The organism is Bradyrhizobium mercantei (assembly GCF_001982635.1).
Classification (GTDB): domain Bacteria; phylum Pseudomonadota; class Alphaproteobacteria; order Rhizobiales; family Xanthobacteraceae; genus Bradyrhizobium; species Bradyrhizobium mercantei.
Map to the genome: position 1 here is coordinate 592,322 of NZ_MKFI01000004.1, position 23,727 is coordinate 616,048.

17 protein-coding genes are annotated in these 23,727 nt (G+C 66.0%); 6 read left to right on the forward strand and 11 right to left on the reverse strand.

Annotation, left to right across the window (positions count from 1 at the left end):
* Positions 1 to 140 precede the first annotated feature (140 nt).
* Positions 141 to 1,775, forward strand: a complete 1,635-nt coding sequence (locus BI327_RS20865) for a flavin-containing monooxygenase (protein WP_076862652.1) — start codon at positions 141 to 143, stop codon at positions 1,773 to 1,775.
* Positions 1,776 to 1,869: 94 nt separating this feature from the next.
* Here BI327_RS20865 and BI327_RS20870 read toward each other — a convergent pair whose 3' ends face one another.
* From BI327_RS20870 to BI327_RS20900, 8 genes are all read right to left on the reverse strand, one after another.
* Positions 1,870 to 5,172 carry an acetyl-CoA carboxylase family protein gene (locus BI327_RS20870; protein ID WP_076862653.1) on the reverse strand — a complete coding sequence of 1,101 codons (3,303 nt, stop codon included), beginning with the start codon at positions 5,170 to 5,172 and terminating at the stop codon, positions 1,870 to 1,872.
* Positions 5,173 to 5,383: 211 nt separating this feature from the next.
* Positions 5,384 to 6,268: an ABC transporter permease gene (locus BI327_RS20875; RefSeq protein WP_076862654.1), complete on the reverse strand. Its 885-nt coding sequence runs from the start codon at positions 6,266 to 6,268 to the stop codon at positions 5,384 to 5,386.
* The gene (locus BI327_RS20880; RefSeq protein WP_076862655.1) at positions 6,265 to 7,221 is read right to left on the reverse strand and encodes an ABC transporter permease; all 957 of its coding nucleotides are present in this window, start codon (positions 7,219 to 7,221) and stop codon (positions 6,265 to 6,267) included. The genes BI327_RS20875 and BI327_RS20880 overlap by 4 nt, the downstream gene beginning before the upstream one ends.
* Positions 7,222 to 7,323: 102 nt before the next feature.
* On the reverse strand, positions 7,324 to 8,676 hold the full coding sequence (locus tag BI327_RS20885; protein ID WP_245334880.1) for an ABC transporter substrate-binding protein: 1,353 nt from the start codon (positions 8,674 to 8,676) through the stop codon (positions 7,324 to 7,326).
* On the reverse strand, positions 8,661 to 8,864 hold the full coding sequence (locus BI327_RS43260; protein WP_245334881.1) for a hypothetical protein: 204 nt from the start codon (positions 8,862 to 8,864) through the stop codon (positions 8,661 to 8,663). The genes BI327_RS20885 and BI327_RS43260 overlap by 16 nt, the downstream gene beginning before the upstream one ends.
* 4 nt (positions 8,865 to 8,868) lie before the next feature.
* Complete coding sequence (locus tag BI327_RS20890; protein ID WP_076862656.1) at positions 8,869 to 9,888, reverse strand: ABC transporter ATP-binding protein; 1,020 nt, start codon at positions 9,886 to 9,888, stop codon at positions 8,869 to 8,871.
* On the reverse strand, positions 9,885 to 10,961 hold the full coding sequence (locus BI327_RS20895; RefSeq protein WP_076862657.1) for an ABC transporter ATP-binding protein: 1,077 nt from the start codon (positions 10,959 to 10,961) through the stop codon (positions 9,885 to 9,887). Before BI327_RS20895 ends, BI327_RS20890 begins: the two co-directional genes overlap by 4 nt.
* Positions 10,961 to 13,384, reverse strand: a complete 2,424-nt coding sequence (locus BI327_RS20900; RefSeq protein WP_076862658.1) for a CaiB/BaiF CoA transferase family protein — start codon at positions 13,382 to 13,384, stop codon at positions 10,961 to 10,963. The genes BI327_RS20895 and BI327_RS20900 overlap by 1 nt, the downstream gene beginning before the upstream one ends.
* 241 nt (positions 13,385 to 13,625) lie before the next feature.
* Here BI327_RS20900 and BI327_RS20905 point away from each other — a divergent pair, with 241 nt between their 5' ends.
* Positions 13,626 to 14,840 (forward strand): mandelate racemase/muconate lactonizing enzyme family protein, encoded by a 1,215-nt coding sequence (locus BI327_RS20905; RefSeq protein ID WP_076863127.1) that lies wholly within the window; start codon positions 13,626 to 13,628, stop codon positions 14,838 to 14,840.
* Between the two features lie 275 nt (positions 14,841 to 15,115).
* On the opposite strand, the gene BI327_RS20910 is transcribed toward BI327_RS20905, so the two are convergent.
* The 3 genes from BI327_RS20910 to BI327_RS20920 all read right to left on the reverse strand — a co-directional run bounded on the left by BI327_RS20910 (position 15,116) and on the right by BI327_RS20920 (position 20,156).
* The gene (locus BI327_RS20910; RefSeq protein WP_167386899.1) at positions 15,116 to 16,354 is read right to left on the reverse strand and encodes an ABC transporter substrate-binding protein; all 1,239 of its coding nucleotides are present in this window, start codon (positions 16,352 to 16,354) and stop codon (positions 15,116 to 15,118) included.
* A gap of 102 nt (positions 16,355 to 16,456) precedes the next feature.
* A complete protein-coding gene (locus tag BI327_RS20915) occupies positions 16,457 to 18,496 on the reverse strand; it encodes a hydantoinase/oxoprolinase family protein (protein ID WP_076863131.1) in 2,040 nt (679 codons plus the stop codon).
* Between the two features lie 7 nt (positions 18,497 to 18,503).
* Complete coding sequence (locus BI327_RS20920; RefSeq protein ID WP_076862659.1) at positions 18,504 to 20,156, reverse strand: hydantoinase B/oxoprolinase family protein; 1,653 nt, start codon at positions 20,154 to 20,156, stop codon at positions 18,504 to 18,506.
* 325 nt (positions 20,157 to 20,481) lie between these two features.
* Between BI327_RS20920 and BI327_RS20925 the strand changes: the two genes are divergently transcribed.
* Genes BI327_RS20925 through BI327_RS20940 form a run of 4 tightly spaced genes read left to right on the forward strand, consistent with a single transcriptional unit; the run spans position 20,482 to position 23,722 of the window.
* On the forward strand, positions 20,482 to 20,958 hold the full coding sequence (locus BI327_RS20925) for a DUF305 domain-containing protein (protein WP_076862660.1): 477 nt from the start codon (positions 20,482 to 20,484) through the stop codon (positions 20,956 to 20,958).
* 12 nt (positions 20,959 to 20,970) lie between these two features.
* Entirely contained in the window at positions 20,971 to 22,428 is a 1,458-nt protein-coding gene (locus tag BI327_RS20930) for a YncE family protein (RefSeq protein WP_076862661.1), read from the forward strand.
* Positions 22,425 to 22,955, forward strand: coding sequence for an RNA polymerase sigma factor (locus BI327_RS20935; RefSeq protein WP_076862662.1), 531 nt, complete (start codon positions 22,425 to 22,427; stop codon positions 22,953 to 22,955). Before BI327_RS20930 ends, BI327_RS20935 begins: the two co-directional genes overlap by 4 nt.
* Positions 22,952 to 23,722: an anti-sigma factor family protein gene (locus BI327_RS20940; protein WP_076862663.1), complete on the forward strand. Its 771-nt coding sequence runs from the start codon at positions 22,952 to 22,954 to the stop codon at positions 23,720 to 23,722. Before BI327_RS20935 ends, BI327_RS20940 begins: the two co-directional genes overlap by 4 nt.
* Positions 23,723 to 23,727 lie beyond the last annotated feature (5 nt).

Consider the following 23,727-nt stretch of genomic DNA (forward strand, 5'->3'; position numbering starts at 1 on the left):
GGGCGGACAGTCCCGCCGCGCGGAATGCACGCGGGCTGGCGAACCCGGCAAATCCCGATGGCAGCCCCGCGCTTCCATGTTTGTCGGCCGCAGCGAGACCGGCTAGCCTTGCCGCCAATCAACCCAGGGAGCGACGACAGGTGGCCGCATCGCGCCAGGACAACAGCCCCGAGACGACTGCGCTGGACTACGACGTTATTATCATCGGCGCCGGCCTGTCCGGCATGTATCAGCTCTACCGGCTGCGCGAGCTTGGGCTGACGGCGCGCGTGTTCGAGGCAGGCACCGGCGTCGGCGGCACCTGGTACTGGAACCGCTATCCCGGCGCGCGCTTCGATTCCGAGAGCTATTCCTACGGCTACTCGTTCTCGAAGGAGCTGCTCGCGGAATGGGAATGGTCGGAGCATTTTGCCGGCCAGCCCGAGACCTTGCGCTACTGCAACTACGTCGCCGACAAGTTCGACCTGCGCCGCGACATCAAGTTCGAGAGCCGCATCACGTCAGCGATCTACCAGGACGAGACAAGGAGCTGGCAGGTCACGCTGGAAGGCGGCGCGCAACATAGCTGCCGCTTCCTGATCACCGCGATTGGTCCGCTCTCGACGCCGACTCTGCCGCGCGTCGCGGGCATCGACGATTTCAAGGGCCAATCGTTTCACACCGCGCGCTGGCCGAAGCAGAAGGTGGATTTCAGCGGCAAGCGCGTCGCCGTGATCGGCACCGGCGCCACCGGCATCCAGACTATCCAGACCATCGCCGGCGAGGTCGGCCACCTCACCGTGTTCCAGCGCACCGCCAACTGGGCGGCGCCGCTGCACAACGGCAAGATCGACGCGGAGACGCAGGCGAAGATCAAGGCCGGTTACCCGGAGATCTTCGCCCGCTGCAAGGAGACCTTTGCCTGCTTCGTGCATACGCCCGATCCGCGCGGCGCGTTCGAGGTCAGCGACGCCGAGCGCGAGGCGTTCTACGAGAAGCTCTATGGCGAGCGCGGTTTCGGCATCTGGCAGGGCAACTTCAAGGACATCCTGATCGACCGCGCGGCGAATGCCACGATCAGCGACTTCGTCGCGCGCAAGATTCGCGAGCGGGTGAAGAACCAGGCGGTGGCAGAGAAGCTGATCCCGAAGAACCACGGCTTCGGCACGCGGCGGCTGCCGCTCGAGACCTTCTATTACGAGGTCTACAACCGCGACAATGTCGAGCTGGTCGATATCAAGGAGACGCCGATCGAGCGGATCACGCCGGACGGTATCCGGACCAGCGACCGAGACTACGCCTTCGACATCATCATCTACGCCACCGGCTTCGATGCCATCACCGGCAGTTTCGACAAGATCGATTTTCGCGGCGCGCATGGCGCGCGGCTGAAGGAGAAGTGGACGCACGGCCCGGAAACCTATCTCGGGCTGATGGTCGACGGCTTCCCGAACATGATGATGCTGATGGGCCCGCACACCGCGCTCGGCAACATCCCGCGCAGCATCGAATACAGCGTCGACTGGGTCACCGGCCTGCTCGGCTTCGCGCACGAGAGGGGCCTGACCTTCCTCGACGCCACGCCGGAGGGTACCGCCGGCTGGACCGATCATGTCAAGGCGCTCGGCGTCGGCCTGCTGTCCAACGAGGTGGATTCCTGGATGACCGGCATCAACCGCAACGTCGAAGGCAAGCAGAGGCGCATCGTCGCCCGCTACAGCGGCAGCGCGCCGGCGTATCGGGCACGATGCGACGAGGTGGCGGCGAACGGGTACGCGGAGTTGCGGTTGGGTTGACTGCGTCAGTGACGCGAGGCGCTCACACATCCACCGCTGTCGTCCCTGCGAAAGCAGGGACGACACCGAGTGTATTGCGCGACCACCCTACGCATCACCACGCATCAATGCACGGCCGCTTCCGCGTCGTTCGCGGCTCCGGCTTCGGCACCGAGCGCAGGCCGGCCATGATCCAGTGCCGCGTGTCGGCGGGATCGATCACCTCGTCGATCTCCAGCACCGAGGCGATCGAGACGGCCTTGCCGTTGGCGTAGAGCTCGGCGACCTTGGTCTGGAAATATTTCTCGCGCTCGACGGGGTCCTCGATCGCCTCCATCTCCTTGCGGAAGCCGAGGCGGACATAGCCTTCGAGGCCCATGCCGCCGAATTCGCCGGTCGGCCACGCCACCGTGAAGAACGACGCGTGGAAGCCGCCGCCGATCATCGATTGCGCGCCGAGCCCGTAGCCCTTGCGCAGCACGATGCCGAACAGCGGCACCGTGATGCTGGCGCCGGTGACGAACATCCGCGCGACGTGGCGCACGATCGCGGTCTTCTCGGCCTCGGGGCCGACCATGAAGCCCGGCGTGTCGCACAGCGAGACGATCGGGATATCGAAGGCATCGCAGAGCTGCATGAAGCGCGCGGCCTTGTCGCCGGCCGCCGCATCGATCGCGCCGCCGAGATGTTTCGGGTTGTTCGCGATCAGGCCGAACGGCTTGCCCTCGATGCGGATGAAGGCCGTGATCATGCCGACGCCGAAATCCCTGCGGATCTCCAGCACCGAGCCCTCGTCCGCCATCAGGTCGATCACGTTGCGGATGTCGTAGACCCGCAGGCGATTTTCCGGGATCGCGCGGCGCAGCAGCCGCTGGTCCGGCGCCTTCCAGTCGGCCACCGCGCCCTGGAAGTAGGACAGGTATTTCTGCGCCACCGTCGTGGCCTCTTCCTCGTCCTCGACCAGGATGTCGATCACGCCGTTCGGCGACTGGAACGAGACGGGCCCAACCTCGGCCGGATGGTAGACCCCGAGCCCGCCGCCCTCGATCATCGCCGGGCCGCCCATACCGATCGAGGCATTTTTGGTGGCGATGATGACGTCGCAGACGCCGAGCATCGCCGCGTTGCCGGCGAAGCAGTAGCCGGAGACCACGCCCACCACCGGCACGAGCCCGGAAAGTTTTGCGAACTGCACGAAGGAAGGGCCGTCGAGGCCGGTCATGCCGAGCCGGTCGGTATCGCCGGGACGGCCGCCGCCGCCCTCCGCATAAAACACCAGCGGAAGCCGCCACTGCTCGGCGAGCCCGAGCATGCGGTCGATCTTCTTGTGGTTCATGTGCCCTTGGGTGCCGGCGAGCACGGTGTAGTCGTAGGAGATCACCATGCAGCGCGCGCCGTCGGCACCGAAATGCTTCGCGTTGACGGTGGCGACGCCTGATATCAGGCCGTCAGCCGGCGTGTTCTTGATCAGGTCCTCGACCTTGCGGCGGCGACGTTGCGCCGCGATCGCGAGCGAGCCGTATTCGACGAACGAGCCCTCATCGACCAGCTGCGCGATGTTCTCGCGCGCGGTACGTTGGTTGGTCTTGCGGCGGCGCTCGACCGAGGCCGGGCGGTTCTCGTCCAGCGTGATCGCCTTGCGCGCGATCAGTTCGGCGAGATCAGGACGAATGTGATCGAGATCGATCGCGGCCTCTTCCGCCGCGTGATGGCCGTCGACTTCGGCAGGCTCAAGGAACAGGATCGGCTCGCCGTGCATCAGCGTGACGCCGATGCCGCCCGCGATCCTGGTCACCCGGCCGCCATGCGGCGCTGCGACCAGATGCTCCATCTTCATCGATTCCAGCACTGCGATCTGCTGGCCGGGACGGACCAGATCGCCCTCCGCGACCTCGATCGCCACGATCGTGCCCTGCAACGGTGCCGCCACCGGGAGCGAGCCTTCGGGAGCGGCTTCGGCGGTGACGGCCTTGGTCGTGGCCGCCTCGCTCACCTCGAGCAGCGGCGCGGCATGCTCCTTCGCGGCGCCGACCAGCGCCGCAACATGGCTGTCGATGAAGCCGGTGCTGATCTTGTTCCGGACAAAGCTCTGATGCGCCAGGATCGCACCCAGGAAGGGGATGTTGGTGGCGACGCCGCCGATCCGGAATTCGCGCAAGGCGCGCGACGCCTTGTGCACCACGTCGGTCCATTTCGAGCTCGGCGAATGCACGATCACCTTGGCCAGCAGCGAGTCGAACGCCGCGCTGGTCCGGTAGCCGGAATAGCCGAACGTATCGACACGGACGCCGGGGCCGGACGGCAGGTCGAACACGCTGAGCGTGCCGCCGGTCGGCTTGGTCATCCCCTTCTCGTCCATCACCTCCATGTTGACGCGGAGCTGCATCGCATAGCCGCGCGGCAGCGGCACCGCTGCTTGTGCCAGCCCGAGCGAAGCCAGCGTGGCGCCGGCGGCGACCGCAAGCTGCGACCGCACCAGGTCGATGCCGAGCACCGCCTCGGTGACGGTGTGCTCGACCTGAAGCCGCGGATTGGCCTCGATGAAGGCGAACGCGCCCTCGCCTTCGCCCGCCTCGTCATCGACAAGGAATTCGAAGGTGCCGAGATTGTCGTAGCGGGCGGCGGATGCGAGCTGCTTCGCCGCCTCGATGATGCGCGCGCGCAGGCTCTCGCTCAACGATGGGCTCGGCGCCACCTCGATGAGCTTCTGGTTGCGGCGCTGGATCGTGCATTCGCGCTCCCAAAGATGGCTGATCGTGCCGTGGCGGTCGCCGATGATCTGCACCTCGATATGACGCGCCTTGCGGATCAGCCGCTCGACGTAAACAGCATCGCTGCCGAACGCCGCCTTGGCCTCCGACTGGCAGCGCGCATAGGCCTCGTCGAGCTTGGCTAAGTCCTCGACCACCCGCATGCCGCGGCCGCCGCCACCGGCGATCGCCTTGATCATCACGGCGGCGCCAGCGCCGAGCGAGGCGAGGAAGGCCCTGGCCTCCTCGAGCGAGGTCGCGCCCGAGGTGCCGGCAATGATCGGCACGCCGCATTTTTTCGCCAGCGCCTTTGCCTTGGCCTTGTCGCCGAACAGATCGAGCGCCTCCGGCGACGGGCCGACGAAGGTGATCTTCTCCTCGGCACAGCGCCGCGCAAGCCCAGTGTTCTCGCTGAGGAAGCCATAGCCCGGATGCAGCGCATCGCAGCCCGCAGCCTTCGCCGCCGCGATCACCGCCTCGATGTCGAGATAGGCCCGCGCGCCGCGGCCGGGAATCTCGCGCGCCTCGTCGGCTGAGCGGACATGCAGGGAAGCCGCATCATCGGCGGGATAGATCGCGACCGTGGCAAGGCCGCTATCGGCAGCGGCGCGGGCAATCCGGATCGCGATCTCACCGCGGTTGGCAATCAGCAGTTTCTTGAAGGACATGGACTGTTCCGTGAGTTGCTTACCTCGCCCCGCTTGCGGGGAGAGGTCGAAGCCGGAGCGAAGCGTAGGCTTCGGGTGAGGGGGAGTCTCCACGAGCGAGCTCGCTGAGAGTCCCCCTCACCCGAAATTCGCGCTGCGCGCCAATTTCGACCTCTCCCCGCAAGCGGGGCGAGGTGAACAGATCGCGGCAGCCCGTAAGCGTTTGCATGCTCTAGCGATCCTTCATGGTCGGATCGAGCACGACGCGCAAGGACTCTCCGAGCGCATTGAACGCCAGGGAGACGACGAGAATGGCAAGGCCCGGCGCGTACATCTGCTCAGGCGCGATTTCCATGTATTGATAGGCGCGCGCCAGCATGGCGCCCCAGCTCGGGTCCGGCGGCTGGATGCCGAGGCCGAGGAACGACAGGCTGGCTTCGGCCAGCAGCGCAGCAGCGAGCAGCAGCGTCACCTGCACGACGACCGGTTGCAGCGTGTTCGGCAGCACGTGGCGCCACAGCACGTGCCAGGTCGGCGCGCCAAAGCCTCTGGACGCATCGACATAGAGCTCCTGCCGCACGATCAGGGTGCGGGCGCGGACGATGCGCGCCAGCGCCGGGAACATCGTGATGCCGACCGCGATCATGCCGTTGGTGAGGCCAATGCCGAGCGCGCCGGTGACCGCGATCGCCAGCACGATGGCCGGGAATGACAGGAAGGTGTCGATGATGCGGCTGATGATGTCGTCGATCCAGCCGCCGAAATAGCCGGCGATCAGGCCGACCGGCAGCCCGATCAGAACCGCGACGCCGACCGCGAGCAGGCTGGCATAGACGGTCGCCGGCGCGCCGTAGATCAGGCGGGAGAAGATGTCGCGGCCGAGGTCGTCGGTGCCGAGCAGATGCGCTGGCCCCGGCGGCGCCAGCATGTTGTTGACGTCCTGCGCGGTCGGCGCATAGGGCGCGATCCAGGGCGCGCCGATCGCGACCACGACGAGCACCATAAGTACCAGGATCGACAGCGCGGCACGAAGATCGCCGGCGAGCCAACGCACAAACCGCCGGAGCCGGGTCGGCCTGGCCGGTGCCTTCAGGGATGCGAGCGCCGTGTCGGTCATTGCTCGATCCTCGGATCGAGCGCGGCACACAGCAGGTCGGTGATCAAATTCACCGCGATCACGACCACCACCATGGTGAAGACGACGCCCTGCACGATCGGGAAATCGCGCTGGATCGCGCCGCGCACGATCAGGCTGCCGAGCCCGGGAATGGCGAACACCGCCTCGATCACCACGGTCGCCGCCAGCATGCGGTTGACCAGCAGGCTGATGATCGTGAGCAGGTTGACGCCGACATTCTTCAGGCCGTGCTGCCACAGGATGCGGGACATCGATAATCCCTTGGCATGCAGCGTGCGGACATATTGCGAGGACAGCACCTCGAGCAGCGCACCGCGCAGCTGGCGCGCGACCTCGGCCATGCCATAGGCCGCAATCGCAATGCCCGGCAGCAGCGCGTGCCGGATCGCGTCGATCGGCGAGGCGCTGAAGGATTTGGCGCCGGTCGCCGGCAGCCAGTTCAGCTTCAGCGAGAACTCCGCCACCAAAATCATCGCGAGCCAGAAGCCGGGCACCGCGACGCCGAGCGAGGCGATCATGCTGATCAGCTTGTCGACCCAGCCGTTCGGCTTGATCGCGGCCATCACGCCCATCGGGATGCCCGTGACCAGCGCCAGCACCAGCGCGATCACGACGATCAAGAGCGTGTTCGGGAAGGCACGGCCGATCGAGTCCGCGACCTTCTCGCCGGTCAACAGCGATTGCGAGAGATCGCCCTGCGCGACATGGCCGAGCCAGGCGCCATATTGCACCAGGAACGGCCGGTCGAGACCGTAGATCTGCCTGATCTCGGTGATCCGTGCATCGGTCGCGTTGTCGCCGGCGAGCGTCACGGCGATGTCGCCGGGCACCAGCTTGAGCAGCGCGAACACCATGAAGGTCGCGAGCAGGATCACGGGCAGCGCCTGCACCAGGCGGCTGCCGATGACCTTGACCGGTGACCGTCGCGCCATCGCTAAAGCACGATGAGATTTTGATGGAACATCATCGTGCTTTAGCTCCTCTTTCGAGCATGATCATTTTCGAAAAACCGCTTCGCACTTTTTCGGATCATGCTAGCCTTCCAGCCAGACGTCGTCGTATTTCGGCTTGCCGAGCAGGTTCGGCCGATAGCCCTGCACCTTCTTGTTCATGGCGACCAGCTCGAACTGGAACGCCAGCGGCACCACCAAGGCGTTCTCCATCACCAGCCGCTGCACGGTGGAGAAGGCCTTGCGCCTGACCTCGATATCCTCCGACGCGCGCGATTCCTTGATTGCGGCCTCGAGCTCGGCCGGCACCGGCGCACGGCCGGCGTTGTAGTAGGCGTCCCTGGTGAACATCAGCGAATAGGTAAGGCTCGGGTCGGGCCGCCCGGTCCAGGCCGAGAGCAGCCCGGCGCCCTTCTTCTCTGCACCGAAGAAAGCCGCAGAGGCCTCCGCGATCGGCGCGTTGACGAAGCGCACGCCGATGCCGGCCTTGCGCAATTGCTCGATCAGGATCTCCTGGCGTTGCACCGAATCCTGGTCGGGATAGCCGCCAAGCTCGATCTGGGTGCCCTCCTTGAAGCCTGCCTCGGCGAGCAGCTTGCGTGCCCTGCCGGGATCATACGGATAAAGCTTTGCGACCTCGGCGTCGTAGGCCCAATGCGACTTCGGCAGGTTCATGTAGGCCGGCTCGGCGAGACCCGCGAGCGCGGCCTTGACGAAGGACTCCCGATCGATCGCGAAGTTGAGCGCCTGGCGGACCTTGACGTTGTCGAACGGCGGCTTGGCCCAGTTCAGGAAGATCTGGAGCACGTAGAGCGTCGGCCCGTGCACCACCTTCACGCTCGGGGCGCGCTCGATGATCACCTTCTGCCGCGGCGGCAGCTGATAGATCAGGTCGTTCTGCCCGGCGGTGACCGAACGGGCACCGGTGGTGAGCTCGGGAATGATCGAGAACTCGATGCCATCGGGATAAGGCCGCTCCGGCTTCCAGTATTTTTCGTTGCGCTTGACCACGATCTTCTCGCCGTCGGCCCAGCTCACGAAGGAATAAGCGCCGGCGCCGACCGGCTTGCGCGTCACGACGCCGCCGTCAGCCGCCTTCAACGCCGTCGGCGACACCATCATGCCGGCGCGGTCGGAGAGGATGCCCGGCAGCGCGGTATCCGGCGTCTTCAGCTTCAAGGTCACCTGCTGCGGCCCGGTAACCTCGACCGACGCAACCGAGAGCAGATCGGCCTTGATGTTGGACCTCGGATCGCTGCGGTTGCGCTCGAGGTTGAACTTCACCGCCTCGGCATCGAGCGGCGTGCCGTCATGGAAAGTGACGCCGGCGCGAATGTTGAGCACCAGCGTATTGGGATCGGTGAACTTCCAGCTCTCGGCGATGCCCGGCTTCGGCTTCAGCGTCTCGAAGTCCCACTCGGTCAGCGTGTCGTACATCGTGAACAGGAAGGCGTGATCGGAGCCGGCGTCGCCGGATCGAGGCTCGACGGATTGGCCGGCGCAGAGATCCGCAAGGTGCCGCCCTTCCTCGGCGCGCCTTCGGCGAACGCGCGGTCGCCGAGCGTGGTGCTCGCGAGTGCGCCCGAGATCAGCGCCATGGCCTCGCGTCGTGTCGTCATCGTCATGGCGTCATGCTCCGGCGTTGTTGTTTGGCGAAAAATTCGGTCGGTCGGCGAAATGGCAGGCCACCCAGTGATCGGGCTTCAGCTCGCGCCACTCCGGCACGCGGTCGGTGCAGAGCGGCTGGGCGTGCGGGCAACGGGTGCGGAAGCGGCAGCCCGAGGGTGGATCGATCGGGCTCGGCACCTCGCCCTGCAGCACGATCCGGCTCTCCTGCCGCATCGACGACGGCAACGGCCGCGGCTCGGCGGAGAGCAGCGCGATGGTGTAGGGATGCAGCGGCCGCTCGGCGACCTCCTCGGTGGGCCCGAGCTCGACGAACTGGCCGAGATACATCACGGCGACGCGCTCGCTGATATGCGAGACCACGGCGAGATCGTGGGTGATGAAGACATAGGTCAAGCCGAGATCGCGCTGCAGATCGGCGAACAGGTTGAGCACGTCGCCGCGGATCGACATGTCGAGCGCAGCCACCACCTCGTCGCACACGATCAGCTTCGGCTTCAAGGTCAGCGCGCGGGCGATCACCACGCGCTGCTTCTGGCCGCCGGACAGTTGATGCGGATAGCGCGCGCCGAATTCCTGCGGCAGGCCGACCCGCTCCAGCGCTTCGCGCGCGAGCTTCTCCCGCTCGGCACGATTGCCGATGCGCGCGAGTTCCAGCGGCTCCAGCACGGAGGCCAGGATCGTCATGCGCGGGTTCAACGCGGCGTTCGGATCCTGGAAGATGATCTGGTAGTCGCGGCGATGGCTTTGGAATTCCCGCCGCGGCAGCGCCGTCGGGTCGATGCCGTCGTGCAGGATGGCGCCGGCGCTGGGATTGAGCAGGAACACCAGCGCGCGGCCGATCGTGGTCTTGCCCGACCCGGACTCGCCGATGATGCCGAACGTCTCGCCGCGGCGGACGTCGAAATTGACGCCGTCGACCGCCTTCACGGTGGCACGGCGGTCCGAGGTCTGGAAGCGGACCTGGAGGTCGCGCACCGAGACGATGGCGTCGCGGCGGGGTTCAGCGGATGCTGCGGTCATTGCGTCGCGACCTTCGCAGCAATCGGCGCACCGGGCGGATGCAGCGCGCCCGGCAGATTGAGCTCGGCAAAGCGGTGACAGCGCACCCTGCGGCCGCCGCCGGCGTCCTGCAATGTCTGCTCGGCCTCGCAGCCCCTGTTCGCATGCGCGCAGCGGGCGCGGAAGCGGCAGCCGCTCGGCATCTCCGCGATCGACGGCACCCGGCCCGGGATCGACGGCAGCCTTCCGTGACGCGGGCTCAGATGCGGCAGCGAGCGTAAAAGTCCCGACGTATAGGGATGCAGCGGCCGCACCAGCGCCTCGTCGACGGTCGCGTCCTCGATCACTTCGCCGGCATACATCGTGATCATCCGCGTGCAGGTCTCGGCGACGACGCCGAGATCGTGGGTGATCAGCATCAACGCGGTCTTCGAGGTCTCGCTGATGTCGCGCAGCAGCTCGAGGATCTGCGCCTGCACGGTGACGTCGAGCGCGGTGGTCGGCTCGTCGGCGATCAGAAGCTGCGGGCCGCAGATCAGGCTCGCGGCAATCATCACGCGCTGGCGCATGCCGCCGGACAATTGGTGCGGATAGTCGTCGATCCGCCGCTCGGGCGAGGCGATGCCGACGCGGCGGAGCATCTCCAGCGTCCTGGCGCGCGCCTCGTCCTGGCCGATATTGCTGTGGACGCGCAGCGTCTCGGCGATCTGGTGGCCGACGGTGAACACCGGATCGAGCGCGCTCATCGGCTCCTGGAAGATCATCGCGATCCGCTTGCCCCGGATCGCGCGCATCTGCCGCGCGCTGCAGGAGGCGAGATCGACGCCGTCGAACAGGATCTTGCCGTCGAGGCCGGCGAAATTGCCCGGCAACAGCCGCAGGATCGACAGGCCGGTGATGGTCTTGCCGCAGCCGCTCTCCCCGACGATGCCGACCCGCTCGCCGGGCGCAATGTCGAAGTCGATCCGGCGCGTCGCCTGCCAGATGCCTTGCGCGGTCTTGAAACGGATGCCGAGCCCGCGCACGGACAATAGCGGCCGCGCGCCGTCGCGCACCCCCTCCGCCCTGCGCTGTGCCGGCTGGCCTGCCTCCATCAACCCGCCGCCCGCTTCTTCTCTTTCACCAGCTGCTCCTCCATCAGCATTTCGGTGCCGATAATGCCTTCGCTTGTGAGCTCTTCGAGCTCGGCGTCGGACAGCCCGAGCATGCCTCCGAGGATCTCGCGGTTGTGCTCGCCGAGCGTCGGCGGCACCGAGCGGATCGCGAACGGAGCATGCCCCTCGCGGAACGGCATCGACGGCTGCGGATGCTTGCCGATGAAGGCGCGGTCGACCTGCTGGATGAAGCCGCGGGCGTGCAGCTGCGGATCCTTCAGAAGCTCGATCGGCAACCGCGCGACGCCGGATGCAACGCCGGCAGATTGCAGCGCAGCCATTGCCGCATCGGCATCGCGCGCCAAGGTCCAGGCCGTGATCGCAGCCTCGATCTCGCGCTCGATGGCGCGGCGGCCCGCGGCGGTCTTGAGCTTTTCGTCGGTCGCCCAATCCTCGCGGCCGAGCAGCCGTGCGAGTTTCGGCCACATCGCATCATTGGACACCGCGACGACGATCCAATTGTCCTCGCCATCGCAACGGAAGCAGCCGTGCGGCACGAAATCCGGATGGCGGTTGCCGTACTTGACCGGCGCCTTGCCGTCGATCGAATGCGCGACGATCCAGGGCGCGGCGAACGGCATCATACATTCGATCTGCGCGAGATCGATGAATTGACCCTGCCCCGTGAGTTTCGCGTGGATCAGCGCGGTCAGCACCGCGGCGGCACCATTGAGGCCGCCGACGGCATCGCCGAACGCGGTGTGACTCATGACGGGCGGGCCGGCGGGATCGCCGACCACGCTGGGCAGGCCGGAGCCCTGCTCCAGCGTCGAGCCATAGGCGCGGCAGTCGCGATGCACGCTGCCGGCGCCGAATGCCGACATCGACATCATCACGAGCTTCGGATTGATCTTGCACAGCACGTCGTAGCCGAGGCCGAGCTTGGGCAGTACCTCGACCGAATAATTGTCGACCACGAGGTCGGCATCGGCGAGCAGGCGCTTCGCCAGCGCAAGCCCCTTCGGGCGCGTCAGGTCGAGCGTGATGCCGCGCTTGTTGCGGTTCATGATGCAGTAGCGCACCGACTTCTCGTACATCTGCTCCAGCACATAGGCCGGACGCCGATCGACGCCGCGCCACCAGTCCGGATACTGGGTCGCCTCGATCTTGATGACGTCGGCGCCGAGATCGGCGAGCGTGCGGGTGCAGATCGGCCCGGCCCAGCCCATCGAGAAGTCGACGACGCGGATGCCTTCGAGCGGCAGGCGGTTGATCGCAGCAGGCTTCGGCACCGGCGCACGCGGCACGGCCTCGCGCCGCGCCTGCTGTTCGCCGAGATCGGGCACCCGCCCACCTTGCAGCGGCGGCGTTGCCGTCAGCCGCTGCACCGTGCCGGCGGAAAAGCCGGTTTCGCCGCCGACCGTGATCGGCACGATGGCGCCCCGGGCACGCTTCTCTTCATCGGCGATGAGATCCGATATCTCCGGCACCGGCACGATCGGGATCTTGCGCTTGAGGCCTTCGGCAAACCATTCCTGCGCGGTGCGCTGCTTCAGCTTGGGCAGGATCTTGCCTTCGATCTCGGCGACGTGGCGCAGCCGGTCGACGCCCATGACCAGCGTCGGGTCGTCGCGCAGATCGAGCAAGCCCAGCATCTCGCAGAACGCGCGCCATTGCGCCGGGGTTACCGTGGTGACGCCGAGCCAGCCTTGCTTGGTCTCGTAGATGCCGACCGGAAAAGTCGGCCAGAACCGGTTGACGCCGATCCGCCGCATGATGTCGCCGCGCTGGAACGCCTCGAACATGATGTATTCGGTGACGGCGATAGAGGCCTCGAACAGGCTGAGATGGCTTTCCCGCCCATGGCCGTCCTGCATGCGCCCGAGCACCGACGAGGCGGCGGCGATGAAGCCCCACAGCCCGCCGAGGATGCCGGTCTGGAAATCCGGCGCGTGCATCGGCGGCCCCTGCTCGGGCCCGACCAGCTTCACGAGCCCGGTCAGCGCGCGGATCGTGGAGTCGGTCGCGGCGAACTCGGCGTAAGGACCGCGATCGCCGAACCAGGCGAGGTCGAGATGGATCAAGCCCGGATTGTCGCGCCTGATCGCATCGAGATCGATGCCGGGACAATCCGCCGCAGCGATGCCGCGCCCATCGAGCAGGATGTCGCAGCTCGCGATCAGCTCGTGCAGGCGCGATGTATCGCCCTTGTCGAGGACGACACTCGATTTGTTGAAATTGAGGAACGCAAACCACGCGCTGTGCCCCTGCGGCGTCTGCGGCGCAGTGCGGCGAAGCGGATCGCCCGTCGGCGGCTCGACCTTCTGCACATCGGCGCCGAAATCGGCAAACAGCCGTGCGCAATAGCTCGTGGCCGCAGCACTTCCGATCTCGACAATCCGCAGATGCGACAACGCGCCCATCAGGCTTCCTCGCCAACATGACCAGCCGGTGACTGCGGCTGATTCAGTTTTCTTGTTGAGTGAACTTGAAGCCGCGCCAACTGTGTGATGCAAGTGGAATTTTCTTCCGCTTGACGGAATACGCAAATAGCCGCTGTACTTTGCAGCAAGCTTGCGCTGGCGGTCTGGCGCCGTGCGGTTGACGCATTGCTCGATCCGCTATTGTGCTCTCTTCGACACCAACAAGAGCCGGCGGGAAACCATGAGCAAATCAACCACAATCAAAAGCGTCGAGACGCTCGCCTGCGATGCCGGCTGGCGGAACTATCACTTCGTCAAGGTGACGACCACGGACGGGCTGGTCGGCTGGAGCGAATATGACGAAGGCTTTGGCGCGCCCGGCGTGACCGCGGCGATCGAGCGGCTCTCGGCGCGCGTGGTCGGCAAGAACGCGTTCGAGCATGAACGGATCCATGTCGAGCTGTTCGCCGCGACGCGCCCCGCCGCCGGCGGCGTGGTGGCGCTGGCGTTAGGGGCCATCGAGAACGCGCTGCTCGACGTCAAGGCCAAGGCGCTCGGCGTGCCCTGCTATGATTTGCTCGGCGGCAAGATCCGCGACCGCGTGCGGGTCTACTGGTCGCATTGTGCGACCTGGCGCATCAATCATCCCGACTGGTACAAGCCGGCGATCACGGATCTCGACGGCGTCAAGGCGATCGGCGCCGAGGTGCGCGAGAAGAAATTCACGGCGATGAAGACCAACATCTTCGTCTACACCGACGGCAAGCCGCAGGGCTGGCGGCCCGGCTTCGGCTCGCCGTTCCAGCCCGAGATCAATGTCGACCGCACGGTGCTCCGCAATCTCTGCATGCATCTGGAGGCGATCCGCGACGGCGCGGGGCCGGATGTCGACCTTTTGCTCGACCTCAATTTCAACGCCAAGACCGAAGGCTATCTGAAGATCCTGCGCGCCATCGAGAAGATGGACATGTTCTGGGTCGAGATCGACACCTTCAACCCGCAGGCGCTCGGCTATATCCGCCGCCAGAGCCCGCACCCGATCTCGTCCTGCGAGACGCTGCTGGGCCTGCGCGAATTCCTGCCCTACTTCACCGAGCAGGCGATGGACGTCGCGATCATCGACACGCCGTGGAACGGGGTCTGGCAGTCGATGAAGATCGCCGCCGCCGCCGAGCATTTCGAGGTCAACGTCGCGCCGCACAATTTCTACGGCCACCTCTGCACCATGATGAACGCGCATTTCTGCGCGGCAGTGCCGAACTTGCGCATCATGGAGACCGACATCGACCGGCTGGCCTGGGACCACGAGCTGTTCACCCACGTGCCCGAGTTCGTCGACGGCCATCTCGTGATCCCGGATCGCCCGGGCTGGGGCACCGAGCCGAACGAGGAAGGCCTGCGCGCGCATCCGCCGAAGAACAAGGGCGGGTTGCTGAACTACGGGCTGAAGAAGTAGGTTGTCACGCTTTCCGCAGCCGTCATTGCGAGGAGCGTTCGCGACGAAGCAATCCACTTCTCCGCTTGTGGCGCGATGGATTGCTTCGCTTCGCTCGCAATGACGTGGATGGAGTAGTACGCACTATCCCCGTCATCCTGAGGTGCGAGCCTTGCGGCGCAATTGCGCCACTGGGCGAGCCTCGAAGGATGCACGGCCACAATCGGGCCGTCGACCCTTCGAGACGGCTGCTTTGCAGCCTCCTCAGGGTGACGGTGACGGAGTGGCCACCGTGCTCAATTATCCTCGCGCACCGCCGTGAACGCGCTCTCGATCACGTCGCCGATCGGCTGCCAGGCATTGCCGTCGAACTGCACCAGCCGCATCTGCTTGATCGGGCGGAAATCCTTCGGGCCGGTGTTGATCACGATCCCCGGCAGCGCGATCGGGCTCTGATAGTCCTTCAGCGAGGCGGCCTGCCGCATGATGTTCTCGCGCGACAGGTCGTCTCCGCACTGGCGCAGCACCTGCATCAGCGTGTCGGCGGCGGCATAGCCGAACACCGCGTAGATGTCGTCCTTGTCGCCGTCGGGATAATATTTGTCCATGAAGGCGAGCCACGCCTTGATCTGCGGATCGTTCTTCCAGGAGGCGTCGCCGGCATCCTTCAGGAACGAGGTCGAGATCACGCCGAGCGAGTTCTGCAGGCCCGCCGGCCGCAGCGCGCTGGCGATCGAGGCCGAGGCATTGTCGAGGATGAACACCGGGTGCCAGTCGAGATCAGCGGCAACACGGATCGCGCGCGCCGCGATCGCCGGCGCGCCGTCGAACACCAGGATGTCGGCGCCGGAGTTCTTCAGGATGCCGATCTGGTTCTGGATCGCGGTCTCCGACGCGTCGAAGGCGAGATCAGCCACGATCATGCCGGCGGTATCGCCGAGCCCCTCCTGCAGTCCCCTGAACAGATCGCGGCCGAACTGGTCGTTCTGCCAGAGCACCGCGATCTTGCGCGAGGGATAGGCGGCCTGGATGTAATTGGCGTAGATTTGGCCCTCGGCGCGGAAGGTCGGCTGCCAGCCCATCGTCCAGGGAAAGCTAGTCGGATGCGCCCATTCCTCGTCGCCGGAGGCGACGAACAGCTGCGGGATCTTGTTCTCGTTGAGGTACTTTCGCACGGCGAGATTGCTCGGCGTGCCGAACGAGCCGAACATCAACAGCACGTCCTGCTTCTCGACGAGATCGCGGGTCTGCTCCATCGCGGTTTTCGGGTTGGAGCTGTCATCGACCGAGACGAACCTGACCTTGCGGCCGTTGATGCCGCCATGCTCGTTGACCATGTCGAAATAGGCCGCTTCCGCCCGCCCGATGGTCGCGAACGCCGCGAGCGGCCCGGTATACGGCATCACATTGCCGATGCGGATTTCGCTACCGGCCGCCTGCGCCGCCTGCTGGGCGCGCAGCGGCGCCGCTGCGAGCATTGCTGCGAGGGTCAGCCATAGCGAAAGCGCGGTTTGTCTTTTTGTTTGCATCAACATCGCCACAAACGCCGGTACGCGACCAGCGCTCCTCCCGAGCGACCCGACCTTATCGTCCAAGCCAACGCCGGAAAAATGAAATGTTGATGGCGAAGACGGACCTCAGCGCAATGTTATGTCGAGCCAGCCCAGCGGGTTGACCGTGACGCGGTCGCCGCTGTCGACCAGAACCGTGGTGGTTTCGGCCTCAATGATCGCGGGACCGGCGAGCGAATGGCCGAGCTTGAGATCGTCGAGTGCGTAGACCGGCACCTCACGCCAGGCCCCGAGCCACGCCTGCCGCTTGCCGCGCGGCGCGCAGGGCTCAGCCGAGCCGGCCTTTCCGGCATCGCTGCTGCCGCGCGCAACCTTGCCGACCGCGGCGACACGGGCGTTGACGAACACCACCTCCTGCCCGCGCGAGGCGTAGGTGTAAAGCTCCTCATGGCGGCGATGGAAGCGTTCCTCGATCTGCGCCACCAGATCGGCGGCGCCGAGATCGAGATCGCCGAGCGGCACGTCGATCTCGAACACCTGCTCGCCATAGCGCATCTCGGCCGAGCGCTCGATCGCGATTTCGCCCTTGAGCCATTGCCGCAGCCGGCCTGCGGCCTGCTCCTCCAGCGCGGCGAATAGCGCCCGCACCTCATCGGCGGAAATCCGCCCTGTGCCGCAATGCGTGCGGCTGACCTCATAGCGCAGATCGCTGGTCAGCATGCCCCAGGCCGACAGCACGGAGGCCACCGTCGGCACGATGATGCGCTTGATCTCGAGCTCGCGCGCGACCTCGGCGGCGTGCATGCCGGCCGCGCCACCGAAGCTGAGCAGCGCGAATTTGCGCGGATCGACGCCGCGGCGCAAGGTCATCAGGCGGATGCCGTCGGCCATCTTCAGATTGATCATCTTGTAGATGCCGGCCGCCGCCTCGATCCGCGACAGCTCGAGCGCCTGCGCGATCTGGTCCACCGCGGCTTCCGACGCGGCACGATCGAGCGGCCGTGCGCCGCCCATGAAGGCGGCGGCATCGAGATAGCCGAGCACGACATTGGCATCGGTGACGGTGGCCGACGTGCCGCCATTGCCGTAGCAGGCCGGGCCCGGCACCGAGCCCGCGCTCTCCGGTCCCACCCGCAGCGTGCGGCTGCCGTCGACACCAGCGATCGAGCCGCCGCCGGCCGCGATGCTGGCGATGTCGAGGCTGCGCAGCGCGATGCGCTGGCCTGCCAGCATGCCATCGGCCGACAACGAGGCCTGGCCATCCGCGATCAGCGAGATGTCGGTCGAGGTGCCGCCCATGTCGAACGGCACGAGATCGGGAATCCCAAGCATCTCGGCGCAGCGGCGGCTGCCGGAGATGCCGCCGGCCGGGCCCGACAGCACGGTGCCCGCGGCGAGCCGCGAGGCTTCCTCCACGGGCGCCATGCCGCCATGCGACAGCACGACGAACAGCGAGCCTTTGAAGCCGGCCTCATGCAGGCTGCGCTCCAGATTGGTCAGATAGCGCCGCACCGTCGGCTCGACATAGGCATTCACGATCGTGGTCGAGACGCGCTCATATTCCTTGATCTGCGGCAGCACGTCGCTGGAGCGCGACACGCTGACATCGGGCAGCTCTTTGGCAAGCCGCTCGACCGCGGCGAGCTCATGCGCCGGGTTGAGATAGGCGTGCAGGAAGCAGACCGCGACCGAATTCGCGCCCGACCGTTTCACCTCGGCGATGACATCACCGAGTGCGGCCGCATCGAGTGCAACCGCGGCGCTGCCGTCGGCCTTCAACCGCTCGCGCACGCCGAAACGGCGCTCGCGCGGCACCAGCGGCTCCGGCGGCGGCGTACGCAGATCGTAGCGATCGGGCTTCAGGCCTTCGCGCATCTCGACGACGTCGCGATGGCCCGCGGTGGTCAAGAGCGCAACCTTGGCGCCCTTGCGCTCCAGCAGCGCATTGGTCGCAACCGTCGTGCCGTGCACCAGGCGATCGGTCGCGGCCAGCATCGCCGCGCGCGTCACGCCGAGGCGGCGCGCCAGCTCTTCCAGTCCCGCCATCACACCGACCGACTGGTCGGCCGGCGTGGACGGTGATTTCGCGAAAACGGTGCGCCCGCTTTGATCCGTCGCAACCAGGTCGGTGTAGGTGCCGCCGACGTCAACCCCAATCGTGTACATCACCACCCTATACCGCCTTCGAAACCAGACCCTGTGCGACGTCGCGTGTCCGCGCCTCCGTCGTTCGTTTCTCCGGCGGCCCCCAGCCGCCGCCGCCGGACGAGCGGATCTCGAGGCAGTCGCCGGGGCGGAGCTCGATGCCGACCTCCTTGGTCTTCAACACGCGCGGTTCGCGGCCTTCCGACAAGAGGCGATAGTGATGCGGCTGGCCGTCCCTGCCGCCGAGCATGCCGCACGGACCGTGGCGCGCGCCGTCGCCGGCGGTGTTGCCCTTGGCCGGCTTGTCGGTCTCCAGCACCATGTCGAGCGCCACGCCGAGTCCGCCGCGATGCTGGCCATCACCACCTGAGTCGGGGCGGAATTCATGCTGGCGGAAATGCAGGGGGAAGCGCACTTCGGCGACCTCGATGCTGCCGAATTTGAGACCGCCGACCGAGTGCCACTCGCCGATCGAGGAGTAACCGTCGCCGCCGGGCGATGCGCCGCCGCCGGGCCGCGCCTGGAACATGTGCCAGATGAAATTGCGACCGTTGCGCGGATCCTCGCCCTGGATCGCGATCCGGAATCGTCGCCCCCAGCCGCCCATCACGCGATCCGGACACGACGCCGACATCGCCTTGATGATCGCTTCGACGATCTCGTTGGAGGGATGGCTGGTGCACAAGGTCACCGGACGGCCGGGATCGGCCCAGACGATGGTGCCTTGTTTTGCCACCACCTTGAGCGGCCGCAGCGCGCCCGTGTTCTTCGGGATATCGGCGTCGATCAGATAGGCGAAGGCCATCGCGACCGCGGCTTGCATGTTGGCATGCGAGGAGTTGACGAAGCTGGTCGACTGCGGATCGGAGCCGGTGAGATCGACCTCGATGTCACTGCCCTTCTTGGTCACCTTGGCCGCGATCTTGATGTCGGTGCGGCCATGGCCGTCATCGTCGAGCAAAGCCTCGCCGTAGAACACGCCGTCCTTCCAGCTCGACACCACCGCGCGGGTCTGCTGCTCGGTGGCATCGAGAATGGCTTCGATCGCAGCTTCGACGGTCTCGGCGCCGAACTCGCTGAACAGTTTTGCAACCCGGCGCTCGCCGAGATGCGCGGCGCCCAGCATCGCTGCGAGGTCGCCGCGGAATTCACGGGGGTTGCGGATGTTCAGCGCCAAGAGATCAAGCAGGTCCTCACGCGGCTTGCCGGCCTCGTAGAGCTTGATCGGCGGAATGCGGATGCCTTCCTGATAGATCTCGGTCGCACCGGGATTGTAGGCGCCGTGGGTGGCGCCGCCGATGTCGCTCTGATGCGCACGCACGATGGTCCACAGCAGCCTTTTTCCCCCGTCGAACACCGGCACGAAGGCGGTGAGATCAGGCAGATGGCTGCCGCCCTGATAGGGATCGTTGAGCAGGATGACGTCGCCGGCCGCGACATCCTTGAAGCGCTCCTCGACTGCGAGCGTCGCCCACGGCAAGGCCCCGACATGCACCGGAATGTGATCGGCCTGCGCGATCAGCCGCCCATTGGTGTCGCAGATCGCCAGCGAAAAATCGCGGCTGGAATTGAGGATCTGCGAATAGGAGGTGCGAAGCATGGCTTCGCCCATCTCCTTGACGATCGACGACAGGCGGTGCTGGACGACGGAGCGGGTGATCGGATCGATCTTGGCGGACATCTTTGCCTTGTTGGCGCACGGGGTTGCGCTGATTGGTGATGTTATACTGGACAGCGGGAGCGTCGGGTTCCATCCTATAGCCAGAGGCGTCGTGACCGCAAACCGGCCCTCTCGTTGCGACCGATGATTCCATCGATCAGCAAGTCGTGATCGGCGAGAATTCTTCGTTTCGCCACGGAATAGAAGACGCGCCATTGCGTCCCACCCATGCAAGCCGATTGAATTTTTGAACGGAACAGCATGCGTGGACCGGTCGCGGCCGGTTCGCGGAGACCTTCTCCGACAACCCTCCGACAACCGTCTGACAGCCCTTGGGGTGAACCCGATGATCCTGCGCTTCTTCAAACCCGGCCTCGGCGCCGCGCTGCTCGGCGTGCGCGTCCTGGTTGCCCTTGCCGCCTCTCCGGTTGTGCTCGCGCACGAGGCCCATCAGCCGGCCCAGAACGCGCCGACCGCGGAGGAAAGCGCATTCCTCGCCGAGAACGACGCCGCGATGAACAAGATGATGGCCGACATGGCCGCCAAGCCGAGCGGCGACATCGATCGCGATTTCGTCGCGATGATGACGCCGCACCACCAGGGCGCGATCGACATGGCCGTGATCGAACTGCGCTACGGCAAGAACGAGCAACTCCGCCGCATCGCGCAGGAGATCATCGTCGAACAGCAGCAGGAGATCGACGCGATGAAGCTCGCGATCGGCGAGCCGGTCACGGCATCCGCGCCGGCCCCGACGCAACCCGCGCCGGCGGCCACGACCACGCACGACCACATGAACATGTCCCATGAGATGAAGAAGTAGGAGCGCGACGCAATGAACCGCCAATTCCTGACCGCCCTGTTGGCCACGACCGTGGTCGCGATGTCGACCTCCGCCTTCGCCGGCCAGGCGCCGGGCGCCGCCTCATCGCCGGACATTCCGGTCAGCCATCACGACCGCGTCTATGCGGCCGAGCAATTCTCGAACACCGTGTCGGTCACCGACCCCGTCGACAACAAGCTGCTCGGCGTGATCCGGCTCGGCGATCCGCAACCCGGCAATTTCAGCCCGCTCTACAAGGGGCAGGTGCTGGTGCATGGCATGGGCTATTCGCCCGATCACCATACCCTCGCGGTGGTCTCGATCGGTTCCAACTCGGTGACCTTCATCGACGCGGCGACCAACACGGTCAAGCACGTCACCTATGTCGGACGATCACCGCACGAGGCGTTCTTCACGCCCGACGGCAAGGAAGTGTGGGTCACCGTGCGCGGCGAGAACTACATCTCGGTGATCGACCCGCAGAGTTTCAAGGAAACGACGCGGATCGAGGTGCCGCCGGGACCGGGCATGCAGATCTTCTCGCCCGACGGCAAGTACGGTTACATCTGCTCGTCGTTCAATCCGGAAACCGACGTGGTCTCGGTCGCCGACCACCAGATCGTCGCCAAGGTGAAGCAGGAGAGCCCGTTCTGCCCGAACATCGCGGCCTCGCCCGATGGCGATCAGGTGTGGTTCACGCTGAAGGACACCGGCAAGACCCAGGTCTTCAACGCCAGGCCGCCATTCAATCCGATCAAGACGATCGACACCGGTCCGATCACCAACCATGTCAACTTCGCCAAGACGGCGAAGGGTACTTTCGCCTACGTCACGATCGGCGGCACCAACGAGGTCAAGGTGTTCCGCACCGACGACTTCAAGCAGGTCGCGACGATTCCGGTCGGCAACCTGCCGCACGGCGTCTGGCCCTCGGGTGACGGCACACGGATCTATGTCGGCCTGGAGAATGCGGACGCGCTCGCGGCGATCGACACCGCCACCAACAAGGTGATCGCCAACATCCCGATCGGCCAGGCACCGCAAGCGATCGCCTATGTGCCGAACGCCGCGCCCAATCCCGATGATCGCCAGAACCTGCAGGCGCTCGGCGTGGCCGGCCAGGTCGCCCATCTTGCGCTCGCGCCAAAGAAGGAAACCAAGGGCGACAAGCCGCCGACCACCGTCTCGCTGTTCGACCAGGGATTGATCCAGGTTCTGCAAGCCTCCGTCACCGGCCTCGAGCCGAAGCAGCATTACGTGCTGGCGCTGAGCGACAAGGCCGACGGGACCGGCACGGCGCAACCGCTCGCCGCCTTCATGACCAACCCCGCGGGCTCCGCGATCGTCAATGCGTCTGGCCCGATCCGGCAGATCGTGCAAAGCTCGGCCAAGGCCGAACGGCGCTACCTCGTCATCGCCCCCGGCGAGCCGTCGAAGTTCGGCGCGGCCGTGCAGGTCCAGACGCCATGAGCGACATGCTGCACCAGATCGAGCCGGTGATTCCAGCGCTGCGCCGCTACGCACGCTCGCTGGTCCGCAACCGCGCGGCGGCCGACGATCTGGTGCAGGACTGCCTGGAGCGCGCCGTCAGCCATTGGGACCAGCGGCGCGACACCGGCAGCGCAAAGTCGTGGCTGTTTGCCATCCTGCACAACCTTGCCATCAACCAGTTCCGCAGCGCGTCCGCGCGCATCCAGCACGTCACCATCGACGAGGCCGGCGAGCACGAGATCGGGCGAGCTGCAGAGCAGGAACAGAAACTGATGTATCAGGACGTGCTCGGGAAGCTCGCCAGGCTTCCCGACGAGCAGCGATCCGTGCTGCTGCTGATCGCCGTTGAAGATTTGAGCTATGCCGAAGCCGCCAAGGTGCTCGGCATCCCCATCGGCACCGTGATGTCGCGCCTGTCGCGGGCGCGCGAGAGATTGCAGCAGGAACTCGAGAATCCCGCCGACAACCAGCAGAGGAACGTCGTGCAATTGCGGAGCATCCCATGAGCAATCGTCCCATCTCGGAAGACGATCTGCACGCCTATGTCGATCACGCGCTCGAGCCGGAGCGCCAGGCGGAGGTCGCGGCCTATCTGGAAAACCATCCCGATGTGGCAAAGCGCGTTGCTGCGTTTTCCGATCAGCGTTGCTGGCTGCGCTCGGCACTTGCACCGATCGCCGAGGAGCCGCTGCCGCCGCAGCTGAATTTGTCGAGGATCATCGAGAGCAGGCGCCGCCGCACGTCGTCATCGTCGTTCCGCTGGGCGATCGCGGCGATGCTGATGCTCGCAATCGGCGGCATCAGTGGCTGGTCGATCCGCAGCGCGACCGAGGCGCCGGCGGGCGGCCTTGCCGCGCTCGCCCAGGAAGCCAGCGATTCCTATCACGTGTACGCCTCCGATCACACCCGGCCGGTCGAGCTGCGTGACAGCACCGAGCTCGTGGCGTGGGTTTCCAGCCGATTGCACCAGCCGGTCAAGCTGCCTGACCTGAGCAAGTCGGGATACCGTTTGATGGGTGGACGCGTGGTGCCGACCGCGCATGGTCCGGCGGCGATGTTCATGTACGACGACGATCGGGGAGACCGGCTGGTCGTGCTGACGCGGCCGATGACATCGGACCAGAACGCACCGATGGCGCCGCATTCGGGCAGCGATTTCACCGGCTTCTCCTGGGCCGATGGCGGCATGGGCTATAGCGTCGTGGGACCGGGCGCGGCCGAGCAGCTGCGACCGCTTGCCAACGAGATCCGCAAGCAGGCGCAGACGATCTAAACCGA